Genomic DNA, 21,243 nt, shown 5'->3' with positions numbered 1-21,243 from the left:
GGCGATTTTCCTGCTGCGAACCGGAAAAACGGGTACGGGCTGCAACGCATGATCGTCACGCCATGAACTGGAGGCGTTATTTCTGGCCCGTCATCGGCATCGCCGCGGTGGTGTTCTCGCTGTGGCTGCTGCTGCACGAATTGCGCGGCATTTCGCTCGACGACGTCTGGGACGGCATCGTCGCCATCCCGGCGCGCGGCTGGATGCTGGCGGCGCTGAGCTCGGTCATCGCCTATGCCTCGCTCGCCGGCTACGACCACATAGCGCTGCTGCACATCGGCAGACGAGTCTCGTGGCTGTTCGTCACCTTCTGCTCGTTCACCACCTACGCGCTGTCGCACAATATCGGCGGATCGGTATTTTCCGGTGCGGTGATCCGCTACCGCGCCTACGGCACCAAGGGCCTGACCGGCCAGGATGTCGGCATTCTGGTGGCGATCTGCTGGATCACCTTCGTGCTGTCGACGCTGTTCGTCTCAAGCATCGTCCTGCTGCTCGAGCCTGAGGTGATCGACCGGTTTTCCGGCACGCCGCACCACAAGCTGTCGCAAGCGGCAGGGCTCGCCATGCTGCTCTTGGTGGCGGCCTATGTCTTCGGCAGCTGGCTGCATCTGAGGCCGCTGAGGATCGGCAGCTTCCAGTTGCACTACCCGGCGCTGCCGATCGTAGCACGGCAATTGCTGGTCGGCCCGATCGAGCTGCTGGCGGCGGCGGCGATCATCTTCTTCGCCCTGCCCGCCACCGGCAATCCCGGCTATTTCGTCGTGCTCGGCGTGTTCCTGGTGTCGTTCTCGATCGCGCAGATCTCGCATGCGCCGGGCGGGCTCGGCGTCTTCGAGGTGGTGTTCCTCGCCGGCTTGTCACATATGGACCAGGTCGGCGTGCTGGCGGCGCTCCTGGTATTCCGGCTGTTCTACCTGATCATCCCGCTGCTGATCGCGCTCGGCGTGGTGCTGTATTTCGAGCGCTCGCAATTCAGCCGTAGCGCGAATTGACGCGCCGGAAGCCGACGATTGAGCCCAGACACAGGGTTGACTATTTTCCGGCGGCGGCTACAAGGCACGCGCGGCGACATCGTCGCCCTGCCCGCGTGGTTTTCAACAGCCGCGCCTGCTGGGGAATAGGTTAACGGTAGACCCACGGACTCTGACTCCGTTAGTCCTGGTTCGAATCCAGGTTCCCCAGCCAAAAACTTCATGAATGAAAACAATCGGTTACGCAGCACCATCGCGACCGGTGCGTGTTGCATGGGTTTTCACGTCCTGTAGCGCTCAACCCCTTGCTTTCCGGGCCTGTCTCGGTCCGTCCCTTGTTGTCATTGCAACATGACTGCAACACGGATCAGCCCATTTGTTCCCGCCATGTTCGCAGCGAAGAAAGCCCGCAACTGTGAGGCAGCGGGCTTGTTTGATTCGCAGTTGAGGGATTTAGGCGCTCGCCTTTCTGTGCCTTGGCGTCGGCCATCGCCTTATCGATACACGCGCCAGCCGCCTCGTTCAGGCGTTCGGCGAGGTCGCGGGCGATCATGGGCAGCGCGCTTATTTGGTCCGCCAAAGCGACCCTCTTCCCGTCGCGTTCGAACTCCTGTTCCGTGGTCTGGTCGTAGAGCACTTCGAGACCCAAAGCTGTCATTCCGCCCGAACGTGTCGTAGTTTCTAATGGCTCTGCCGATGGGAGGGGTCATGTCCGAGCGCCCGATTGCCGATGGAGGCCGCCAGCTACATCGCAGACGCACTCGTTATGAGCGATAACTTTGAATGGAGTGACGATGCAGTGGCCGAGGCTCTATTCTTCCTCTCCGATGAGAGCCGACCGCAAACGGCCTTTTGAGCAAACCGCAGAGAGGCAGAAGGCACTGTCAAGTCAACTACTTGGACGGATGGCCAAACGGTGTGAAAGCCACGTGTGCTGTGAGTAGGACATCAATTCGTGCCAGTCGTTTTGCGGTCATTGTCCTATTCTCAACACCACTTTGCGCCCGTCGGAAAGGGTTCCCGTTCCTGTGCCAACCGGGGGTTGTCTGCTGGTCAGCGAGAACACGAATCGGGTTGAGAGTTGCCCGCAAACCATCGTTCCTTCTCCACGCGAGAAGGTAAGATTGGCAGTGGTCGTGCCTCGGCATTCGACCCCAGTGTTGGTCTGTCCGCGAATAGTACCGCGCCGTGTAATACTGTTGACGAAAGCCGTCCCGGAAAAGGAGAGCGTCCCATCAACAGTCTGACCGGAGACTGGTGCGGTGATGGTGAGCAGATTTTGCGCCTGCGCGTAGCCGGCAGCGTCTGCGACACCACAGGCAATCAACATTGTCGCCAAGATTCCCCGGAAAGTACGGTGCATATGGACGGTTCCTTTGAGACCGCTCCTGCGAGGCTAAAGCAAATCCGCCTTCAAATCCGCAAATGCCGTTGAAAGAAATTGCAGACTGCTGCAGCGCCTTGCGAGCGTTCGGCATTAGGCATGAACGGTAGTGGTTTTCTGCCCTTTCACGGCGGTAACCGGGGTTCGATTCCCCTTGGGCGTACCAGCAAAATCAAGCACTTAGCCGAATTTCGGGTCGATACGTCGAATGTGCACCGAATAAACGCCCGCGAATTTCCGTGAACAGCTTCGGGGTGAGCGCCCGGCGGATACCCTAGAGAAGGTCGTGCGACTGTAGCCGTAGGGGAATGGCGCTGGCCTGTGTCGAGGATAGTAGCGCCTCCATATTAGGAATCGCTATGGTTGTGTTACGCTACGTAACGAGATAGACAGATTCGACAACCGGCACCCTATTTCCTCAAAGATAACAACCGGTTAGTTCGCAAAATGGCCACCCAACCGGCACCCCTTGGACAGCTCGTTTTAGATATTGGGATTGAAGTTCAGCGTGACGTGAACGGCATTGAGATGGGCGTGCCGCTTTCAGGGCCTGGTCGGCAAGATCCCTAATGGCGAACGGATCGCTTGACCTTGCGTTAGGCAGATGCTCTGCCATCCATTTGTCGAAGAAGTTGACGCCACGTGTGCTCATCCAGCCATAAGCTGGCGAATGGGATTAAGTTCCTTCTTCCCGTACCATGATCATTTTATTAAATTAGCAATGATGCATGAACGGGCGTATGATCCGCTCCAGCTGGAGCCAAACGCTCTCAGCCGGTACGCCCAGCGGCCAAATCGTCCCCAAATGCCGTCGCGCTATCCCAACAGGTTGTGATGGGTGACGACGTGAGACGGGATAAGCACAATCCGCCAACTATGAAGGGCAAAATCCACGGTTCGCCGGACAACGACGAACGGGGGCATTTGGAGTTCTGCCCAATTTGCGGCCAGACATTCGATAAGCGAAAGCTTGTCGAAGTGCTGCATCATCACCTTCCCGAGCATGAGCCGTTCACGACGGATCGGTGACGGAGGTCGAAGCCACTTCGGTTTTCTGCCAGTTGGATAAAAGTCCCGCCGCACATGCCCCATGACGGCGGGACCCGATCAAGCGACTTGCACCAGTCTGGGGGGATGCGGGGGTGGGCTCGCCCGGTGCACGCAGACCGTCAGGAATCATAGGCGCATCAACTGCAACGCGTCCACCAACCGACGGTGGAAGAAGACTACTGCAGAGCCGGGGGACTGGCTACCCACAGAAGCAGGGCAACACCGATCCCGTAGGGAACCAGCACGACGAGAAGCGTACCCAAAAGCCGGGATCCGCCAAAACAGCCATTTCACTGCGAAGCTGTTCCATCGCGTGTTTCCAAGGAGGGTGTGTTTTCAGCCCTCAGCCGCTGTTCGCGGAGCCGAGCCGTCTTCGCGTCTCGGGCCGCGCGCTCAACATCGATCAATGACCGTGCAGCATCTGACGTGCGCTGCTCTCTCTCATCTCTTTGTGTCCAAGTGGCCAAGCGGCGCTCCCTAAAGTGCATGCCGCCGACCTGGCGGCACGGTGCTGCTTTATCGAACCATGGTCGCAGGCGAGTGTTCCACCAAGACAGCAAAAAATCCCGCCGGACCTTCGGCGCGGTCAGGCTAGGTGGAGAAGTACAGGGCGCCGAAACGCAAGAACCCCCTACGGGACATGCGACAGGCGCGCTTCACGAACGAGCGCGCGACAGCTTGGTGTCCCTCATTCCCAAGGCGCTTTCACCGGGCGGTTCTGGCTGACAAACCCAATCGAAAATAGGAATATGCCAGGACGCCGGGACCCGATCAAGTGACTTGCACCTTTCGGCGGCCCACGTCAGCTAAATTGCAGGTAGCCGCTGACGAGCGCGTTGGCGTTGTTGTCGGTCATGTCGATCGTGTGATTTGCTGGCGATGAATTGTATATTTTGTAGCCGGCAATGGCGAAATTAGCGCTGCCGAAGTTTTCCGTCGCGTCAAAAGCAGGCGATGCCGTGGAGAATGTCGTGTTCCCATTCGTGCCAATATTGGCACCAAAGACGACAAGAGGCGGTGCACCCGCCGAAGCTAAAACCGTCTGTGGAGCAGGATCGCCAGTCGTCGCCTCAGAATTCCATGTCGATGGTACTACAGCAGTTATCGGAACGTTGCCGCGATATATATAGAGGCACTTTCCGGCGCCGATACCGCTGGAGATACCCATGATATTGCCCGCTTCTGTTCCATCCAGAATTTTGTAGTCGACCATGAGCCTATGAACGACGCCGGGGCAATCAACAACGTTCGTAAAGCCTGTGGGTGTCACGGAAGCCGGGGCGCCAATGCCGCTCCCGGCATCGGCTAACACAGCGACATCGCCGGCCTGAAGGCCTGCCGGCCAAGCGATCGTTGCCGCCGAGGTTATCGTGATCGAGATCAGCGTAACGGAGGTCACGCCGGACGGAGCGTATGTGCCCATCATCGCCATCTGACCAATTAGTGCCATCAGATCAATCCTCCGCCAGAGATGCACAGTGTGCGTCAGAACCTTTAGAAAAAACAATGGCGGTCATCTTGCACTCCTATCGATTGGCCGCTGCGGCGTCCGGCAGGCCCAAGGCATCACCGGTAGCGGCCTCGATCCGGTCGAACAGCGTGCGAACGAAGAAAAGATTCTGGATCGGCAGCAGCTTGCGCACGGTATGCAGATCGCTCTGCTTGAAATCCCCGGCCGAAATGGCGCCGGAAATCTGAAACAGGTCGGACGCAGCGTCGAGCGTTGGCCCTAGCAGGGCGCCAGCGGTGTTCCTGGAGGCGTAGCGAGATATCTGCTTGCCCGTGACCATCGAAAGGCCCAGCTTGGCCGGGCGAGATGCCGGAGCCGATGGACCCGTTTGCGGCGCTCGAATATCTGAACAAGAAGGACAGCTACGATATCACGGAAGCGGATCAACAGATGATGGCCACCGGCATGGGGCAGCTCGTCGGCCAGTTCCTGCTCGACCGCGACGGTGTCGTTCGCTGGACCTCCACCGAGGTTCTCGATGGCGGCCTGTTCGGCGCTCCGAATATGCAGGAGCTAATGTCGGCAGCGTCGCACATTGGTCAGTAGCGGCGCAGTTGCGGACATCGGCTGCACGGATAGCAGGTGTTATGCAAACCGTTAGTTCGAGCCGGGGTCGACGCGCTTCGGCGCGAAGCGTTTCACCCACTCGTCAATGCTGGTGGGTGTCCGGAATGGGCGAATGGGCTTCCTGATCGTGCTGTTGATCTCTGCCTTGTCAACGACAAGGCCCAGCAGTCGGGCCTTGGCCATGATTGACGCGGGCGGCGCAGCTGTCCGCCCATCCAGATATGCCAAGGCATCGTCGGCCCATCTCATCTACGTGGAAGTCTAACGCTTGGTGCCCCATGCGGGATGCCTGTTCCGACCTCGGTGGACAATCAGCCTGGCCAGCCGGCAGGCACACCACGCGGGGTTCTGGTAAAGTCCATGAAGAATGGGCAGGTGGGAGGGTTGAATGAGCTTCGAGCTAGCAATGCTTGCGGCGAGCTGCGTGCTCTGTTTGATCCAAATTGTTATCTCCTCCCACGCAGCCGGCCTTCAGCGAGGTTATCGGTGGACTGCCAGCTCCCGTGACGCCGAAGTCCCCCCGCTCACGGGCATAGCTGGGCGCTTGGAAAGAGCGCTTCGAAACTTCCTTGAGACGTTTCCGGTGTTTGTGGCTGCGGTCTTCCTTGTTCACTTGCTCGGCCGCGAGAGCGCTCTCAGCGAATGGGGAGCTGGTCTCTATGTTTCGGCCAGGTTGGTTTACCTTCTACTCTATGCAGCGGGCGTTCCCTTGCTCCGCTCGCTCGTCTGGAACGCCGCGTTCGTTGGAATTATCCTTCTTTTGCTCGCGTCAGTCTGGCCTTAGCTGTCGTGACCGTATGCCGATCGCCGCTGCGGCGACGTCCGCTTCCTTGACCATCGCGGAAGTTCCAAGAACAACTCTCGAACGACCTCATTGGGTCAGGTTTTGCCGCTTGAGCCGGCGGCCCGAACCGGTAACTAGCGCCAATTCCGGTCGTTTGCGGTTATGGCGAACAAGGTCGCATGTATATCCCGCAAGCAGACTTTCGGCCTTTGCGGCATTTGGGAGTTCACTTGACGACCGAAAATTCGAACTGGTCCCAGCGGTAAACGGCCTTGTATTCGTCGTCGCGCCCCGGCGTCCTGAACACATTGCGATAAATTGCTCCACAGCTTGTCAGCTCTACCGGAAAGGCATTGCACAAGAAATTGCCTTGCACCCACGAGGTTCCCGAGTGGGTCGTTTGGCCAATGGTCTCGCTGACGGCGCCATCGACGGAGGTCGTGCGCTGCATAGGCAGGAACTTGTCAAACGCCAATTTTCCGCGCGTTTCGTGGCCGAACATGAGAGACCTTATTTCCGCGCCTGTGAGCCGGTCCTTCGGATTCATGCCTGCCCTTGCCAATGCCGGCAGATCGGGCACACCTGCCTTGGTCAGGCCGGCCAAAAGGCGTTCGATATCGGCCGTATTCTTGAACACCATGTAGTCCTGGGTGATCAACTGGCTCGTGTCGTATTCCATTCTGCGCGCAACAGCCTTCCTAAACATTTCCAAGGCGGCCGCGGCCTGGTCGGTGCGCCCAAGATGCCCATAGGCCGAAACAAGGACTTGCAGGGCATAGAAGTTGGCCGGTGGATCGGGCGAAGCAAGGTCCATCTTCTCGATGGAGCGAACCGCGCCCTTGAATTTCTCTTGACCGAACTCGGCCAGTCCGGCCTGGTAGCGCCTGTAGTCCATCCACGAGATCGGGTCGACGCGCGCAGCCGCATCGAGATAGCTCAGCGCTTCCTTCGGCCGGCCGTTGAAATTCAGGGCATTGGCCAGCGAGAGATAATTCCAGGAATCGCTAGGATCGAGCGCCACCGATTTCAGAAGAACGGTGACTGCTTCGTCCGAGTTGTGCTCCCTGACCATCAACTCGGCGACCAGTTGATAATAACCCGGCGAGGGATGTCGGGCGGCGAGCTTCAGGGTTTCGTGGACTTTGTCATAGGCCTCGGCTCGCGTGAGTCCCATCACCACGGCCCGGGTGATGTCCGCGTCCCAATAGGCCCAGGCGAGTTGGGCATGAGCCGCGCCGAAATCGGGGTCGAGTTGCACCGCGTGCTGGAAATGCTTCACAGCCTGCGCAAACTCCTCGGGGGTGTTGATGCGGTTATAGATGTCCATCCCTTTGAGATAGACATCATAGGCCTCGGGATTGTTTGTGCCTCCCACGCGGGCGGCCGGCGCGACGCTCACCAGGCGGAGCTGGAGCGCGCCGGCAATGCTGCCGACGACCTTGTCCTGCAGCGCGAACACGTCCGCCCACCGGCCGTCGAAGCGCTCCGCCCAGAGATGTCCGGATGTCGAGCTGTCGATCAGTTGCGCATTGATGCGCATGTTGTCGCCGACGCGGCGAATCGAGCCTTCCAGCAGATAGCGGACGCCCAATGCCGCAGCAATCTCCGCCGGCTTCGTGTCCTTGTGCTTGTAGGCAAAGGCCGCGTTGCGGGAGACGACGAAAAGGCCGGGCACGCGCGCCAGTTCGGTCGTCAGGTCCTCGGTGAAGCCGTTGGCGAGATATTCCTGTTCCTTGTCGTCGCTGAGATTGTCGAAGGGCAGGACTACGAGCGACGGCCGGGCATCTACCGCCTCGCTGGCCGCGGGCGCAGCAGGTTGCGCAGGCCTCTCCCACGGCTGCCACCATGCCGCGGCAAGGCCGAGGGCCAGGATGAGAACAGCCGCCGCTACCGGAAGGCGCCAGGCGCGCGGCCGGCGGCGAGCTTTGAGGGTCGTGCCCGCTGCCGCTGGATCAAGCACCACGCGATAGGTCTGAACTGGTTGGGCAATGTTTTTGACCCTCTGCTCGCCCATCGGCTCGAAGGCGAAAGCCAGTTTCCTCTCCACCTCCTTGGCCACTTTTCCCGACAGGCAGATGCCGCCGGGCTCCGCCAGTTGCTGAAGCCTGGCTGCGATGTTGACCCCGTCACCATACCGGTCCTCGCCCTCGACGATCACCTCGCCGAGGTTGATGCCGATCCGCACGTGAATCTGCTCGGTTTCGGGAAGCGAAGCGTTGCGTTCGCCAAGCCCGCGCTGCAGCGACGCCGCACATTCGACGGCATCGATGACGCTGCCGAATTCGGCCAACATCCCGTCGCCCATCAGCTTGAAGATATGGCCGTGGTGGCGTGCAATTTCGGGTTCAAACAGTTCCTTGCGTCCGGCGCGAAGGCGCTCGAACGTGCCGGCCTCACCGCGCTCCATCAGAGCCGAATAGCCCACGACATCGGCGGCGAGAATCGCGGCAAGCTTGCGGTCCATTGTTGGCCTGGCCCCGCAGGATCATAGTATCAGTTGTTCTGAAAGGAAACCGACCTCACCGGCGCTCAGCAAATCCCTTCTTTCCGCGCTTTCATCGACGGCTGAGGTTTTGTCAATGTCGTATTCACCACATTCGAGACATTCGAGCTTGCCTGCCGGAATGGCTCGTTTGGGTCACGGAGCGCCGCTTCGGGAATGCGACGCTCCGAGTTGCTCTACAATTCGACTTGTTCAGAAATAGCCAACGCGTCGTCCACTTCAATGCCAAGGTAGCGGACGGTGCTCTCAAGCTTAGTGTGCCCGAGGAGCAGCTGCACGGCCCGGATATTGCCGGTCTTCTTGTAAATCTGCGAAGCTTTCGTGCGTCTCATGGAATGTGTTCCATACCGCTTCGGGTCGAGCCCGATGCTCGAAACCCATTTGTCGACAATCCTTCCATACTGCCTGGTCGACATGTGCGGTTTCGCCCGCACGCGACTTGGGAACAAATAGTCCCTTTCGGTGAGACCGCGACGGGTTATCCAGGCACCGACGGCGGCTCGGGTCTGCTCCGTGATCTCGAATTGTACCGGCCGCCCCGTCTTTCTTTGAACAATCACTGCTCGGTCGCGGACAACGCCGGAAAGCGCAATGTCGCCAACCGTGATGGTGACTAGGTCGCAACCTCGAAGCTTGCTATCGATGGCGCGAGATTGAAGAGTGCCAGATCCCGTTCCGCGCCGGACACCTGCAGCCGTGTTCGAATGCTCCAGACCTCGCGCGGTTTGAGAGGAGGCTTCTGACCGACGATGTGGCCTCTGTTCCTGTTAGGCATGGCTCTTCTCCCATGCCACCCTCCGCAGCCGCAGCGCTCAACGCGAGCAGGCGAATGTAACAATGGGCTGACCGAGGATTCAGCCGAATGGTTTACCGGACTCCGGTCGATCGAAGCCGCGGGCCGTCAATGGGCGCAGTCGCGCCATATCCAGACGTTACATCCCGGGGAATTTTAACCGGCATCCTCGTGACAGAAGCGGACCTTCCTCGCCAGGCAGCTATCTCGACAGCCAATCCGGTTGCCTTGCACTCCGGCATCCGTCTTCAAGTCGTCTCGCGCTGAATACACGACTGCGTATATGGAGGTCGCCAAGTGAAACGTTGAGCGCGCCGGGCACATGGGCCAAGAACAAACTCGTCCGGCGGCTGACGTCGATGACGGGTCACGAGGTCCTCGCGTATATGCCCGGGTAAGTTCCTCGCGCATGACCGGCTCCATGTCATCGCGACGATCAGTAGCCGCGTACAATGCGGTCCACCTCGGCGAAGTGGCGCTCGGCAACGCTGTGGTCTTCCCTCGACTGTGTGCGGAGCTGTATACCCTTGAACACCTTGTCGGCGGCTTCGTTGTTGCCTAGTTGTGGGCCACGGGCCGAGTGAACTGGAACCGCCATGACCATGCGCGGGCAGAGACCCAGGCCGCCTCGAGGCTGATTGGTCATGATACCCCTCGGCGCCGACCAGAACAGGCTGCCATCCTTGCGGCGATAGGAAATTTCTGAACCGCCGACCGCGTTTCCCGCGAACGCGGCTTCGATGCGCGCCAGCGAATCAGGATCGGTTCCGCGCGCCATCAGGAAGTTGAAGCTCTGCCCGAGCACCTCCTCCCGGCTGTATCCGGTCAGTTCGAGAAAGGCGTCGTTGACAAAAATTATCGGATTTTCGTGTTTTGCGTCCGTAAACACCATCGCCATTCGTGTCGTCTCAGCAGCGACGACGAAAGGGCCAAGATCTTTCCGAAAACCCTCGACCTCGGCCTCGGCGATTTTCTGACCGTCGGATTTGATGGGCTACTTCTGGCATGCACCACCCTGTCCTGTTATCTGCCAGGCCGCAGCCAGTAAGCGGCATCATAAGCCGCTCAGAGTTCTTCCGCCAGTGGACAGGAAGCTATGCCTTCCCGTGAGTGGGTATCTTGCCGAATGATTTCGGTATTGAGGCGTTGCTCAGTACCAGCGACCGCGGCCAAACCAGCCGCCGCCGCCTAGCAGGACAAGGACGATAAGTATAATGAGCAGCGTGGTGGTATCCATGTGAGTCTCCTGGGAGTACTCTTAGACATCTCGCCGCTCTTTTTTACTAAATGGTGAGTTGTCGGGTCATCGCACTCCAACCTCAAACAACGTTCCGCGCGCTTTCTTGTCCATTGGAACGAATGCACATCCACAGTCGGTCAGTTGTGAGGGTTTTCAGATGCCGGCGGGTCAATGACGGCTGCCAGCGCTGCTGCAGCCGACGAAGTTCTACCGCCTACACACCCATTAGGGCCCTTCTCGGTACCACCGGGGACGGTCTGGAACGGGTCAGTTTTTCCGGTTCCTGAACCGGGAGGTTGCGCCATGAGCCGACCTTGCATCCCGTGATCCTCGACGACTTGTCTCACCTCGATAGCGGACGAGATCATTGTTGATGGTCGCGAGCCCGGATTACGGCCGCGAAGAGGTCAGAAATCCAAATCCATATCGTGATGATGATGCTCGTGACCGGGAAGCTCCGGCGGCGGCGGGCCAGGCACTTCGGCCACCATGGCCTCCGTCATGATGAGGAGGCCCGCCACCGAGGCTGCGCCCTGGAGCGCCGTTCGCACCACCTTGGCCGGGTCGATGATGCCCTTTGACACCAGATCCCCGTACTCGCCCGATTGGGCATCGTAGCCATAGGCGTTGTCGTCCTTTTCGAGGATCCCGGCGATGACGACCGAGCCTTCCAGCCCGGCATTGATCGCGATCTGCCGAGCCGGCCAGGTGATCGCCTTCCTGACAATCGCGATACCGACCTGCTGGTCCTCGTTGCTGCCCTTGAGCTTCTTGAGCGCCCTGCCGGCGCGCAGCAAGGCGACCCCACCGCCCGGGAGAATGCCCTCTGCAACCGCGGCTCTTGTCGCGTTCATAGCGTCATCGATGCGATCCTTCTTCTCCCTGACCTCGACTTCGGTGGCACCGCCGACCCGGATCACGGCGACGCCACCGGCGAGCCTGGCCAGCCGCTCCTGGAGCTTCTCGCGGTCGTAGTCGGAGGTGGTTTCCGCAAGCTCCAGCTTGATCTCGGCGATGCGGGCCTCGATTCCTTCCCGCTTGCCGGCGCCGCCGACGATCGTGGTGTTTGCCTTGTCGATCATCACCTTCTTGGTGCGCCCGAGCATATCGAGGGAAGCATGCTCGAGCTTGATGCCCAAATCTTCCGAGATCACCGTTCCGCCGGTCATCAGCGCGAGATCCTGCAGCATCGCCTTACGACGGTCTCCGTAGGCCGGCGCCTTCACGGCTGCAACCTTGAGAGCGCCGCGCAATTTGTTGACCACCAGCGCCGCAATCACCTCACCCTCGACATCTTCGGCGATGATGAGCAGCGGCTTGCCGGCCTGCACCACCTTCTCCAGCAGCGGCAGTATTTCGTTCAGGCTGGACAGTTTCTTCTCGCTGATGAGGACAAAGGCATCCTGCATCTCGACCCGCATCTTTGCGCGATTAGTGACGAAATGGGGCGAGATATAGCCGCGGTCGAACTGCATGCCCTCGACGAATTCGAGTTCGGTTTCGAGCGACGTCCCGTCCTCGACAGTGATCACGCCGTCATTGCCGACCCTCTTCATGGCGTCGGCGAGGCAGCGGCCGATCTCCCTGTCGCCGTTGGCCGAGATGGTGCCGACTTGCGCAATCTCGACGTTCGAGGTGACCTTCGTGGTGTTGTTTTTGAGTTCCGCGACGACGGCTTCGACCGCGAGATCGATGCCGCGCTTCAGGTCCATGGGATTCATGCCGGCGGCCACCGCCTTGGCGCCCTCCCGGGCGATCGCATGCGCGAGCACGACGGCGGTGGTCGTGCCGTCGCCGGCCAGATAGGAGGTTTTTGTTGCTATCTCGCGCACCATCTGAGCGCCCATGTTCTCGAACTTGTTGTCGAGTTCGATTTCCCTGGCGACGGTCACGCCGTCCTTCGTGATCCGCGGTGCGCCGTGCTCCCTGCCGATCGCGACGTTGCGCCCCCGCGGGCCAAGCGTGACGCTCACCGCATTCGCCAGAGTGTCAATGCCGCGCAGCATTCTGTCGCGAGCCTCGAACGAAAACATGATTTCCTTGGCAGCCATTTCCTTGATCCTTAAGACCCAATTTTCGGGAAAGGCGACGCCTCATTCGGCCGCTCAGGCGAGATTGTCCCGTGGCAGCCCAAGCCGGTTCCAGACATCGAACAGAGCTGCCGCGAGCCGATCAATCATGATGTCCTCATGACAGGGTGTCGGCGTGATGCGCAGCCGCTCAGTTCCCTTCGCCACGGTCGGATAATTAATCGGCTGGATATAGATGTCGTGCTCGCTCAGCAGCAGGTCGCTCGCCGCTTTGCAATGCGCCGGATCGCCGACTGCCACCGGAACGATATGGGTGTCGCTCAGGATGACCGGCAGCCCAGCGGCACCGAGCGCCGCCTTGACCCGCCGGACCCGGTCCTGCTGGCACTTGCGCTCCCACTGCGAGGTTTTCAGATGCCGGATCGCCGCTGTGGCCGCGGCGCAGATCGCCGGCGGCAACGCGGTGGTGAAGATGAAACCCGGAGCATAGGAACGAACCGCATCGATCAGCACAGCACTTCCCGTGATATAGCCGCCGAGGCAGCCGAAGGCCTTGGCGAGCGTGCCTTCGATCACATCGATCCGGTTCATGGCGCCGTCGCGCGCGGCGATACCGGCGCCGCGAGGGCCGTACATGCCCACAGCATGGACCTCGTCGAGGTAGGTCAATGCGCCGTAACGATCGGCGATTTCGCAAATGCGATTGATTGGCGCGACGTCGCCGCCCATTGAATAGAGACTTTCGAAGACGATGAGTTTTGGCCGATCCGGATCCGCCGCCTTCAACAATTCCTCGAGATGATCGACGTCGTTGTGGCGGAAGATGCTCTTCTCCGTACCGGACTGGCGGATGCCCTCGATCATCGAATTGTGGTTGAGCGCATCGGACAGGATCAGACAACCGGGGATCAGCTTGGCGATAGTCGAGATGCCAGTCTGGTTCGAAACATAGCCGGACGTGAAGACCAGTGCCGCCTCCTTGCCGTGGAGATCGGCAAGCTCGCCCTCAAGCTCTACGAGCGGATGGCTGGTGCCGGAGATATTGCGCGTCCCGCCGGCCCCCGTTCCCAGGCGGATAGCAGTCTCCACCATGGCGGCGACCACCCTTGGGTGTTGACCCATCCCGAGATAGTCGTTGGAGCACCAGATCACGACGTCCTTCGGTCCATGCGGGGAATGCCACACGGCATTGGGAAAGCGCCCGGCGATGCGCTCAAGGTCCGCGAACACACGGTAGCGCCGTTCCTCCTGCAGACGCGCGATCGCATCCGCAAAGAAACCGTCATAACTCGTAATGCCTGGCTCCAAGATATTGCCTTGCCCATCGGCCATATCGCCCGCATTTCCGGTCATCGGAGGTCCAAATCGCCGCGGCGCAATGACGTTCTTTACGCCGCCGGGTTTGCCGGTGTGCAACGCTGTGGATTCCGCCATCGCCCGATTCCCCTGCTTGCATACGAACGATGTCGAAGCGCAATGCGCGCCGGTCCCGCTCGCATCGTTCCTCACGACCCGCGTTCAGGAAGGTCGAAGTTGAGCTGCAGCATTCGCGCTATGTTTATCAGAATCGTCTCGCAGACCTTATCTTGATTGGGATCCAGATATTTGACAGTCCAGTTTGCCCCGTTCTCCTTGGTTTCGAGCCGCTGAATCACAAAATCGGTGACGTGCTCGCATCCCGGCTCCTTATGAAGATCCGCGAGGATCAATGCCTTAAGCTCCGAAGCTTCCTTTGTATGCCTTTGCATGGCCGCTTTCCTTCCGGATGACAACTGCTATGCATTGATCAACTGCATAATCGTGATCTCCGTCATGCCAGGGCTCGTGTCATCGCACCAATTCACCCAACGCAGCGGCAATACCGCTGCTTGGTGTGTCAGAGTCTAGCCCCTCCACGAATTGCCCCTGTGGGTTCATGATGTATATGTAGGTGCCATGATCCATTAGGTAGTCGTCATCGCCCGCCTCGCCCTGGCGCGCCACACCATAGGCGCCATATGCCTCCGAAACCGCAGCGATCTGTTGCGGGCTGCCGGTCAGCCCGACGATCCGCGGATCGAACGCCGCGGTAAAGCTTCCCATCACCTCAGGCGTGTCGCGTTCGGGATCGACGGTGATGAAGAGCGGTTGCAGTTTTGCGGCGTCGGGGCCGAGTTCCTTAATCGCCGCGGCGATTGAGGACAGCGTCGTCGGACAGATGTCGGGGCAAGACGTATAGCCGAAGAAAACCAGCAGCCATTTGCCGCGATAAGTCTCATCCGTGACCGTCGTTCCGTCCGGCGCCGTGAGCGTGAATGGGCCACCGACCGTCACAGGCGCCGTGTCGGCCCGCACGAGCGGTGGGCAGATCGACAGGGCCGCTGCGAATATGATGCAGAAGAGGGTATGCAGACCGTAGGCCCAGGGACTGAGGAGTCCATGCCGCCGCTTCATCAAGTACCTCCGGCACTTCAAGAATGACGCTTCAACCTCCGCGTGTGTTTGTGATTAACACACTCGCCTAAACTATCCCACTTTATCATATTTTGATGCTGAATGGCTAGACATGGTACTGGTTTAGCTCTACTTTTAAGCATTGCCCCTCATCTCTCTAGAAGGAGGCGGCTTTTATGACGATTCGCGAATTGATGAGCGGACTAGCGGCGATCGCTTTCGCTGCGACAATGTCCGCGCCTGCCCAAGCCTACGAAGTGGGTCCGGTCACGGGAGGCGGAACGATCGAGGGTACGATCGTCTACCGCGGCGACGTGCCGACAACAAAGATCATCCCCACCAAGAATATCGAGGTGTGCGGCGACCCCCGCGAGGAGCCGCTGATCCAAGTCGGCAGCGAGCAGGCCGTGCTGAACGCGGCGGTGCAGCTGGTCGACGTGGCACAGGGAAAGGCCTGGCCGCAGCCCGGAAAGCTGCCTGAGCTTAACAACCTCAAATGTCGCTTTGAGCCCGCGGTGCAGATGATACCGGCCGGTTCGTTGGAGGTGGTCAACAGCGACCCAGTGCTCCACAACACTCACGGCTATTATGGCAAGCGCACCGCCTTCAACGTGGCGTTGCCCAATAAGGGCCAGCGTATACCGGTCGAACTGAAGCGTGCCGGTACTGTCCGCATCGATTGCGACGCGCATGGCTGGATGGAGGGCTGGGTCTATGTGGTGGACAATCCCTACTACGCGGTCACCGGCGCCGATGGCAAATTCAGCATAACCGATGTTCCGCCGGGGGAATACAAGCTCGTGGCGATCCATCCCTTCACCGGGCCCATCGAGCAGCCCGTAACGGTAGAGGAGAATAAGGCCACCAGTCTGACGATTGAACTGAAAAAATAACAAAATGGGCGACCTGCTGATTCAACAGGGTCGCGTTCCCTGCGAGAAGACCGACGCTTTAAGAAACGGTCTGCACTGAGGAGGAACCCTGATGTCTGACGAGCTTGACCGCATTCGGCGCGAAATGCATGCGGTGCTGCAGCAGCCTGGCGTACGCCCCGACGACTCGCTCCAAATCACCCGCCGCACCTTCATTCACAGATCGCTGCTGTTCGGCGCTGCTTCCGTCGGCCAGACGTTCGCGTGGTGGCCGCTGCTCAACACCATCGACGTCGCTCACGCCGCCGAAGCGCCCTTCAAGTTTGCCTGGATTTCGGACACCCATCTCTACGAGAGATCCCTCAACACGCGCTTCGTCGACAAGGTGGTGCGCGCCGTGCAAGAGGTCCAGGCCATGGATCCGCCGGCCGACTTCCTGATCTTCGGCGGCGACCTGGCCCAGCTCGGAAAGATCGAGGAACTTGAGCTTGGCGTTGAGCTCCTCAAGGATCTGACGATCAAGAAATACTACATCCCGGGCGAGCATGACTGGTATCTGGATATGGGCAAGAAGTGGGGCGAGTTGTTCGGCCAACCCAATTGGACCTTCGATCACAAGGGCGTGCGCTTCATTGGGCTCGATACGGTCAGCCGGGGACCGGACTACTGGACAGCGAAGAAGATGACGCCAGAGGAGCGCATGGGCCATATGGCTACCCTCGACGGCACGGTAGCCGGCGCGTGGGCCGGCGTCGGCCGCGACCAGCTCGACTGGATGCAGAAGACACTCGCCGACTGGGATAAGTCCAAACCGATCGTCATCTTCAGCCATAATCCGCTGTACGAGTACTACCCGCCCTGGAACTTCTGGGTGCGCGACTGGCGCGAAGTGAATGACGTGCTGAAGCCTTATACCAAAGTCACCAACATCCACGGTCATGTGCACCAGGTGCTCTACAACGAGATCGGCAGCATGCGCTCGATCGGCATGCTGGCGACCTCCTGGCCGTGGCCGTATGCGCCGGAAGGCCTGCCCAAGCTTACCAAGCCGATGATCCGTGTCGATCCGGGCGATCCCTTCGACGGGGTCGGTTGGGAAACCGTGAACGTCAACGCCGCCGATAAGGTCGATGTCGAGTACATCATGTGGGGCCGCAAGGAGGTGTTCGTCCAGTCGCCGGAGGACCACGACAAGAGCATTGCGGAAGTCATACGGTCACGCATCGCCGACAAACAGTACCCATGGGCAAATCCGTAAGGGTGGTGGCTATGATAAACACATCGACATTCCTCTGCATTCTGAGGCGTTCCACCGTCGCCGGAGCAGTCGTCGCAGCTGCTGTCGTCGGGCCGGCCAGTGGCAACAAGGATCCGGTGACGCCAAAGCAGCTGAAACTCTATCAAGAAGCGTTCATGGAGGAGGTCAGGAAAGGAGACCTCCTGTTCCATGGTGATGCGGCGATGAAGGAGCAGTTGGGCGTCAAGCTGTCGAACACCGGCTGGGCCTGCGCCATGTGCCATCCGATGGCATCCGATACCCATCCGCAGGCGTTCCCGAAGTTCCAGGCGTCGATGGCCAAGTTCGCGACACTGCGCGACATGATCAACTGGTGCATCGAGAAACCAAGCCAGGGCGAGAAGATCGATCCCGAATCGGAGGCGATGAAGGCGCTCGAGGCGTACATCACTTGGTCGAACAGCGGCTCGGTGTTGGTGCCAGGCAAATACTAGTCTCGACGATAGCCGGGGGCACCGGCTTCAGGGAGCGCGAAGCGAGTCCGCCATCGGAGTGACACCTCGATGGGGAACGGTAGGCTTAAAGCAGTCGTGCGGCCCGGGAACCGCGCGGGGAAGGGCCATGCGTTGGCAGAGACTGGGATGGAGCTGCGCGGCAAGTTCGCGAATGTGGACCTGGATGCGCTGGTCGACAAACGGGTCGTGCGGACCTGGCTTTATTTCGGCATGTTCTGGCTGATGGTTACGCCATCCGTCGGCGTCATGATCTCGGGCACCTTCAACTACCCCGACTATCTCGGATCGGGGAACCTCGAGCTCACCTTCGGCCGGCTGCGCCCGGTCCACGTCAATGGTGTCATCTTCGGCGCCTTCTCGACGCTTTTCATCGGCCTTTGCTACTATCTCGTGCCGCGTCTGTCGGGGGTGCGGGTGATATGGTCGGAGTGGTCGGTTCTTCTCGCATGGGTCTGGAACGTCGCAACGCTTGCCGGTTTGGTCGGCTTGCTGCTCGGCGACAGTGACGGTTTGGAAGCCGGAGAGCTTCCGCTCTACGCGAAGGTCGCATTCTTCATCGTGGTGGCTGTTGCTACCGCGCAGTTCCTGATCACGATCAGTCGAAGGCTCGAGCCGGCGATCTATGTCGCGCTATGGTACCTGATCGCCACTTTCGTGTGGACGACGATGAACTTCGTGCTTGGAAGCTTCATCCTGCCATACACGATCTCGGGCATCAACAGCGCCGCCTTCCATGGCCTCTATCTCCACTACATCGTTGGGCTGTGGATAACGCCCGCGGGCTACGTGATCATCTACTATTTCCTGCCGGTCAGCGCGCGAAATCCGCTCTATGCCCATAAGCTCTCGCTGGTAGGCTTCTGGTCCCTGGCACTGTTCTACCCGTTCGTCGGCATTCACCATTACCTCTACAGCCCGATCGCGGACTGGGCCGAGACCTTGGCCGTCGTCACGTCGATGCTGCTGATCATTCCGGTGTGGACGGTGCTGGTGAACTTCTTCGGCACTATGATGGGCAGGTGGCATGAGTTCGGCAGGAACTTGCCGGCGAAGTTCCTGATCATGGGCTCGCTCATGTATCTCGTCGGCTGCTTCCAGGGCTCGACCGAGGCGCTGCGGCAGCTGCAGCAGCCGACCCATTTCACCGATTTCGTCATCTCGCATTCGCATCTCACCGTGTTCGGCACCTTCGTCGTCTGGGCGATGGGGGGCCTCCTCTATACTTGGCCGCGGCTGTTCGGGCGCGAACTCTGGTCCTTCAAGCTCGGCAACTGGTCGTTCTGGCTGATCACCGTCGGCATCACGACCATGGGCCTGGTCCTCACAGCGGGCGGGCTGCAGCAGGGTTATCAATGGATGAATGGGGTCGAATGGCTCGACTCGCTCGTCTGGGTGAAGCCCTACTGGCTGGCGCGGACCCTGGCAGGCATCAGCATGGATATCGGTATGTCGCTGCTGGTGGTGAATCTGATGCTGACCGCACTGACCAGCCCGGCGGCTGAGGCGCGACGCGCCCGCGGGCCGGTGGAGGCGCCTATCCCGGCGCCGGCGGGAGGGCCCGCGCAGTGAACGTTCGCTTCTTCGCGCTGTTCGCCGGCGTCTTCTGCATCACCCTTGCGGTGATCACGCAGGGCGTGCTGCCCTTCGTGGAGCCGTCCTCGCGAACTACGCGCGTGACCTCGGTGGTGCGCACGGATTTCGGCCAGCTGAAATGGACGGTTTCAGAGGCGACGGACTACACCGAGCAGCAGCGTCGCGGCCGCAACATTTACCTGCGCGAAGGCTGCTGGTACTGCCATTCGCAATTCGTGCGGCCGGTGACCGGCGAGATCCGCCGCTGGGGACCGGTCAGCGAGGCGGGCGAATACGCCTATGACGTGCCGCACCTGTTAGGCACACGCCGGATCGGACCGGACCTGACGCGCGTGGGCCTGAAATACAGCGACGAATGGCACCTGGCGCACTTCTACAATCCGCGGATGCTGGTGCCGGACTCGATAATGGCGCCGTATCGCGGCCTCTTCCACGAGCCCGATGCAGCCGTCCGTATCGTTGACGACGGCGCTGGCAATCGGACCCTGGAAAGGACAGAGGTCACCAAAGGCCTGTTCGACTTCGACAGCAAGCAAGCGATCCAGCTGACGCCCAATGCATACGGGTTGCTGTTCGTGCCGCTGAAGGCGCGCGAAAGAAGGCCGATCATCCTGACGCCGAACGACGAATACACAGGCGAAACCGTCAGCATCGCGGCGGAGACGGAATCGCTGGCAGCGCTTGTTTCCTACGTCCAGAAGCTCGGCACGAACCGGGGTAAATGGCGCGATCTGTTCGAGCCGCAAAGCCTGGAGGTCATGGATGCGACGATGCCGCGCTCCGAGGAATGGATTGCTTATGGCAAGGAAGTCTATGAGCGCCGCTGCATCGGTTGCCACGGTGCCAGAGGCGACGGCAACGGGCCGGCCGCCACCTTTATGTTTAACCAGCGGCCCAGGAACTTCACGTCTGCAGTCTTCAAGTTCAGATTGACAAAGGAGCCCCTGCCCACGGACGGCGACATGCTGCGCACCATTACTCGCGGCATCCGCGGCACGGCAATGCCCCCTTGGTACGAACTGCCGCTCAACGATCGGCTGGCGGTGATTCAGTACATCAAGTATGAGCTAGCGGTTGACCGTTCCGATCCCGCCAGCCCTTACGCTTTCTTCGTCGAGGAACCGCCTGGCCCACCGTTGTATATCGGGCGCCCGCCGACCCCGTCCCAGACGATGCTGGACCGTGGTAAGGAGGTTTGGCAGGTGGCGAAGTGCTGGGAGTGCCATGGCCAAGGTGGCAAGGGCGACGGCGAGAAGGCGGCCGGCCTCAAGGATGATATCGGGTTCGCCATCGTGCCGGCCGACCTCACCAGCGGCCAGTTCAAGTCTGGCCCGGCCGTCGAAGACATCTTCCGGACGATAACTACGGGCCTCAGCGGCACGCCGATGCCGTCCTATCGGGATGCCTTTCCGGACGAGGACCGGTGGGCGCTTTCCTATTTCGTGGTGGCGCTTTCCGCCTATAAAGACCCGCTCTCGCTGCAGCCGCTCTCGATCAAGAAGGAGGCCCGCGCGGCGCTGAACGATCTGGAACTGGTCGCTGACAAGCCGGAGCGAGCCTATGTGCCCGATCCGTCGGTGCCGGCGTCCGGCCCGCCAGCTCCGCCTGGCGAGGAACAGGCACCCGCCGGAGGTTAGCGCATGCTCGGTTTTGAAGTCACCGGACCCTATGCGGGCGCCATGCTGATGAGCCTGGCGGCCCTGTTCTTGTTCATCTGGGGCGTCCTGTCCGGCGCGTTGAGCGGCACCGACAAAGCCG

18 protein-coding genes, 2 tRNA genes and 2 pseudogenes are annotated in these 21,243 nt (G+C 60.2%); 10 read left to right on the top strand and 12 right to left on the bottom strand.

Features of this window, described 5'->3' with window-relative positions; translation table 11 throughout:
- Positions 1-62 precede the first annotated feature (62 nt).
- Positions 63-995, top strand: coding sequence for a putative bifunctional lysylphosphatidylglycerol flippase/synthetase (locus NKH70_RS07475; protein ID WP_352714895.1), 933 nt, complete (start codon positions 63-65; stop codon positions 993-995).
- A gap of 119 nt (positions 996-1,114) precedes the next feature.
- Positions 1,115-1,188: transfer RNA gene (locus NKH70_RS07470), tRNA-Gln, on the top strand.
- 153 nt (positions 1,189-1,341) lie between these two features.
- On the opposite strand, the gene NKH70_RS07465 is transcribed toward NKH70_RS07470, so the two are convergent.
- Together NKH70_RS07465 and NKH70_RS07460 are read right to left on the bottom strand one after the other, a co-directional pair.
- Positions 1,342-1,623 (bottom strand): hypothetical protein, encoded by a 282-nt coding sequence (locus NKH70_RS07465; protein WP_352910914.1) that lies wholly within the window; start codon positions 1,621-1,623, stop codon positions 1,342-1,344.
- Between the two features lie 324 nt (positions 1,624-1,947).
- Complete coding sequence (locus tag NKH70_RS07460) at positions 1,948-2,337, bottom strand: hypothetical protein (protein ID WP_143744454.1); 390 nt, start codon at positions 2,335-2,337, stop codon at positions 1,948-1,950.
- Between the two features lie 124 nt (positions 2,338-2,461).
- Here NKH70_RS07460 and NKH70_RS07455 point away from each other — a divergent pair.
- Positions 2,462-2,524, top strand: a tRNA-Ser gene (locus tag NKH70_RS07455).
- A 1,686-nt stretch (positions 2,525-4,210) separates the two neighbouring features.
- Here NKH70_RS07455 and NKH70_RS07450 read toward each other — a convergent pair.
- Both NKH70_RS07450 and NKH70_RS07445 read right to left on the bottom strand, forming a co-directional pair.
- Positions 4,211-4,858 carry a hypothetical protein gene (locus NKH70_RS07450; RefSeq protein WP_353025031.1) on the bottom strand — a complete coding sequence of 216 codons (648 nt, stop codon included), beginning with the start codon at positions 4,856-4,858 and terminating at the stop codon, positions 4,211-4,213.
- A 76-nt stretch (positions 4,859-4,934) separates the two neighbouring features.
- Positions 4,935-5,198 carry a hypothetical protein gene (locus tag NKH70_RS07445; protein ID WP_352910939.1) on the bottom strand — a complete coding sequence of 88 codons (264 nt, stop codon included), beginning with the start codon at positions 5,196-5,198 and terminating at the stop codon, positions 4,935-4,937.
- Between the two features lie 17 nt (positions 5,199-5,215).
- On the opposite strand from NKH70_RS07445, the pseudogene NKH70_RS07440 reads away from it, so the two are divergent.
- Positions 5,216-5,464: pseudogene (locus tag NKH70_RS07440) on the top strand (AhpC/TSA family protein); the annotation flags it as partial.
- A 51-nt stretch (positions 5,465-5,515) separates the two neighbouring features.
- Here NKH70_RS07440 and NKH70_RS07435 read toward each other — a convergent pair.
- Positions 5,516-5,668 (bottom strand): hypothetical protein, encoded by a 153-nt coding sequence (locus tag NKH70_RS07435; protein WP_353025030.1) that lies wholly within the window; start codon positions 5,666-5,668, stop codon positions 5,516-5,518.
- Between the two features lie 205 nt (positions 5,669-5,873).
- On the opposite strand from NKH70_RS07435, the gene NKH70_RS07430 reads away from it, so the two are divergent.
- Complete coding sequence (locus tag NKH70_RS07430) at positions 5,874-6,269, top strand: MAPEG family protein (protein ID WP_353025029.1); 396 nt, start codon at positions 5,874-5,876, stop codon at positions 6,267-6,269.
- Positions 6,270-6,495: 226 nt separating this feature from the next.
- On the opposite strand, the gene NKH70_RS07425 is transcribed toward NKH70_RS07430, so the two are convergent.
- The 7 genes and pseudogenes from NKH70_RS07425 to NKH70_RS07395 all read right to left on the bottom strand — a co-directional run bounded on the left by NKH70_RS07425 (position 6,496) and on the right by NKH70_RS07395 (position 15,268).
- The gene (locus NKH70_RS07425) at positions 6,496-8,733 is read right to left on the bottom strand and encodes an adenylate/guanylate cyclase domain-containing protein (RefSeq protein ID WP_353025028.1); all 2,238 of its coding nucleotides are present in this window, start codon (positions 8,731-8,733) and stop codon (positions 6,496-6,498) included.
- 215 nt (positions 8,734-8,948) lie between these two features.
- Positions 8,949-9,547: pseudogene (locus NKH70_RS07420) on the bottom strand (tyrosine-type recombinase/integrase).
- 454 nt (positions 9,548-10,001) lie between these two features.
- On the bottom strand, positions 10,002-10,463 hold the full coding sequence (locus NKH70_RS07415) for a PAS domain-containing protein (RefSeq protein WP_502908326.1): 462 nt from the start codon (positions 10,461-10,463) through the stop codon (positions 10,002-10,004).
- A gap of 749 nt (positions 10,464-11,212) precedes the next feature.
- Positions 11,213-12,856, bottom strand: a complete 1,644-nt coding sequence (groL, locus tag NKH70_RS07410; protein WP_352910950.1) for a chaperonin GroEL — start codon at positions 12,854-12,856, stop codon at positions 11,213-11,215.
- Between the two features lie 54 nt (positions 12,857-12,910).
- Positions 12,911-14,167 carry a 5-aminolevulinate synthase gene (gene hemA / locus NKH70_RS07405; RefSeq protein ID WP_353015233.1) on the bottom strand — a complete coding sequence of 419 codons (1,257 nt, stop codon included), beginning with the start codon at positions 14,165-14,167 and terminating at the stop codon, positions 12,911-12,913.
- A 173-nt stretch (positions 14,168-14,340) separates the two neighbouring features.
- Positions 14,341-14,583, bottom strand: coding sequence for a hypothetical protein (locus NKH70_RS07400; RefSeq protein WP_027154144.1), 243 nt, complete (start codon positions 14,581-14,583; stop codon positions 14,341-14,343).
- A gap of 79 nt (positions 14,584-14,662) precedes the next feature.
- Positions 14,663-15,268 carry an SCO family protein gene (locus NKH70_RS07395; RefSeq protein WP_352910953.1) on the bottom strand — a complete coding sequence of 202 codons (606 nt, stop codon included), beginning with the start codon at positions 15,266-15,268 and terminating at the stop codon, positions 14,663-14,665.
- Between the two features lie 194 nt (positions 15,269-15,462).
- Here NKH70_RS07395 and NKH70_RS07390 point away from each other — a divergent pair, with 194 nt between their 5' ends.
- The 5 genes from NKH70_RS07390 (at position 15,463) to NKH70_RS07370 (ending at position 21,122) form a co-directional block, all read left to right on the top strand.
- Positions 15,463-16,161, top strand: coding sequence for a carboxypeptidase regulatory-like domain-containing protein (locus NKH70_RS07390; RefSeq protein ID WP_502908328.1), 699 nt, complete (start codon positions 15,463-15,465; stop codon positions 16,159-16,161).
- 91 nt (positions 16,162-16,252) lie between these two features.
- Positions 16,253-17,398 (top strand): metallophosphoesterase family protein, encoded by a 1,146-nt coding sequence (locus NKH70_RS07385; protein ID WP_353025026.1) that lies wholly within the window; start codon positions 16,253-16,255, stop codon positions 17,396-17,398.
- A gap of 11 nt (positions 17,399-17,409) precedes the next feature.
- Positions 17,410-17,871: a c-type cytochrome gene (locus NKH70_RS07380; protein WP_352910958.1), complete on the top strand. Its 462-nt coding sequence runs from the start codon at positions 17,410-17,412 to the stop codon at positions 17,869-17,871.
- A 147-nt stretch (positions 17,872-18,018) separates the two neighbouring features.
- Positions 18,019-19,461, top strand: a complete 1,443-nt coding sequence (locus NKH70_RS07375) for a cbb3-type cytochrome c oxidase subunit I (protein ID WP_023718669.1) — start codon at positions 18,019-18,021, stop codon at positions 19,459-19,461.
- Positions 19,458-21,122 carry a cbb3-type cytochrome c oxidase subunit II gene (locus NKH70_RS07370; protein WP_352910963.1) on the top strand — a complete coding sequence of 555 codons (1,665 nt, stop codon included), beginning with the start codon at positions 19,458-19,460 and terminating at the stop codon, positions 21,120-21,122. Before NKH70_RS07375 ends, NKH70_RS07370 begins: the two co-directional genes overlap by 4 nt.
- Positions 21,123-21,243: the final 121 nt, after the last annotated feature.

Source organism: Mesorhizobium sp. M0991 (genome assembly GCF_040318915.1).
In the GTDB taxonomy this organism is placed as follows: domain Bacteria; phylum Pseudomonadota; class Alphaproteobacteria; order Rhizobiales; family Rhizobiaceae; genus Mesorhizobium.
The sequence above is the reverse complement of the archived record's forward strand: the minus strand, read 5'-3'. Positions and strand labels throughout refer to the sequence as shown.

Coding starts and splice junctions, on each gene's coding strand:
- NKH70_RS07450 (WP_353025031.1), bottom strand. CDS start 4,858: ATGGCACTAATTGGTCAGATGGCGATGATGGGCACATACGCTCCGTCC.
- NKH70_RS07395 (WP_352910953.1), bottom strand. CDS start 15,268: ATGAAGCGGCGGCATGGACTCCTCAGTCCCTGGGCCTACGGTCTGCAT.
- NKH70_RS07375 (WP_023718669.1), top strand. CDS start 18,019: ATGGAGCTGCGCGGCAAGTTCGCGAATGTGGACCTGGATGCGCTGGTC.
- NKH70_RS07425 (WP_353025028.1), bottom strand. CDS start 8,733: ATGGACCGCAAGCTTGCCGCGATTCTCGCCGCCGATGTCGTGGGCTAT.
- NKH70_RS07445 (WP_352910939.1), bottom strand. CDS start 5,198: ATGGTCACGGGCAAGCAGATATCTCGCTACGCCTCCAGGAACACCGCT.
- NKH70_RS07435 (WP_353025030.1), bottom strand. CDS start 5,668: ATGGCCAAGGCCCGACTGCTGGGCCTTGTCGTTGACAAGGCAGAGATC.
- groL (WP_352910950.1), bottom strand. CDS start 12,856: ATGGCTGCCAAGGAAATCATGTTTTCGTTCGAGGCTCGCGACAGAATG.
- hemA (WP_353015233.1), bottom strand. CDS start 14,167: ATGGCCGATGGGCAAGGCAATATCTTGGAGCCAGGCATTACGAGTTAT.
- NKH70_RS07400 (WP_027154144.1), bottom strand. CDS start 14,583: ATGCAAAGGCATACAAAGGAAGCTTCGGAGCTTAAGGCATTGATCCTC.
- NKH70_RS07460 (WP_143744454.1), bottom strand. CDS start 2,337: ATGCACCGTACTTTCCGGGGAATCTTGGCGACAATGTTGATTGCCTGT.
- NKH70_RS07385 (WP_353025026.1), top strand. CDS start 16,253: ATGTCTGACGAGCTTGACCGCATTCGGCGCGAAATGCATGCGGTGCTG.
- NKH70_RS07390 (WP_502908328.1), top strand. CDS start 15,463: ATGAGCGGACTAGCGGCGATCGCTTTCGCTGCGACAATGTCCGCGCCT.
- NKH70_RS07415 (WP_502908326.1), bottom strand. CDS start 10,463: ATGGCGATGGTGTTTACGGACGCAAAACACGAAAATCCGATAATTTTT.
- NKH70_RS07380 (WP_352910958.1), top strand. CDS start 17,410: ATGATAAACACATCGACATTCCTCTGCATTCTGAGGCGTTCCACCGTC.
- NKH70_RS07475 (WP_352714895.1), top strand. CDS start 63: ATGAACTGGAGGCGTTATTTCTGGCCCGTCATCGGCATCGCCGCGGTG.
- NKH70_RS07430 (WP_353025029.1), top strand. CDS start 5,874: ATGAGCTTCGAGCTAGCAATGCTTGCGGCGAGCTGCGTGCTCTGTTTG.